The sequence below is a fragment of the Aminobacter sp. P4_D5 genome, assembly GCF_056401815.1.
Window position 1 is genome coordinate 1 of the sequence record NZ_JBFUIP010000696.1, and the last position, 719, is coordinate 719.

At 71.2% G+C, this 719-nt stretch carries 1 protein-coding gene; it reads left to right on the forward strand.

The window, feature by feature from the left end; genetic code table 11:
- Positions 1 to 157: 157 nt before the first annotated feature.
- On the forward strand, positions 158 to 719 hold a 562-nt coding region (locus AC1DWF_RS34390), incomplete at its 3' end, for a DUF1800 family protein (RefSeq protein WP_476842963.1).

Sequence of the window (719 nt, forward strand, 5' to 3'; positions counted from 1 at the left end):
GGACCACGCTTTCGCGCGCATGGGCGGCCATGCCTGGGACGGCCGGGCGGCGGCCATCGCCAACGGCCGGACAGCGGAGTTTCTTGTGAAATACCTGGGCTGATCCCTCGTCACACTTCGTCGCGTGCGGCGGGGCCGACGGTGATAGAATGGCGCTATGACGCCGTTCGCCGCCCATGCTGCGATCCGCTTCGGCCTCGGGGCTCGTCCCGAGGCCCCGGTCCCGGCTGACCCGCAGCCCTGGCTCGCCGCGCAGATCCGCCCGCTGCCCGAGGCGCCTGGCCCCAGCCTGGCCGATGCCTCCGCGGCCCGGCGCGAGCGCCGCGCCGACCCCATGAGCCAGGCCATCGGCGAGATCTTCCGGACGGAAGCCCTGGCCTGGTCCACGCGGATGGTCACTACGGAGGCGCCTTTCGCCGAGCGCTGGGCGAATTTCTGGACCAACCACCTCACCACCAGCCGTCGCGCCGGCCAGACCACGACGGTGCTCGGCCACTACCAGCGCGCCGCGATCCGCGCCCATGCCTTCGGGCGCTTCGAGGAGATGATGCTCGCCGCCTACCGGCATCCGGCGATGCTCTTCTATCTCGACCAGGGCAATTCGATCGGCCCCGGAAGCCCCGCGGGACAGCGGCGCAACGCCGGCCTCAACGAAAACCTCGCCCGCGAGTGCATGGAACTGCACAGCATCACCCCCGCGGCGGGCTACAGCCAGGAGG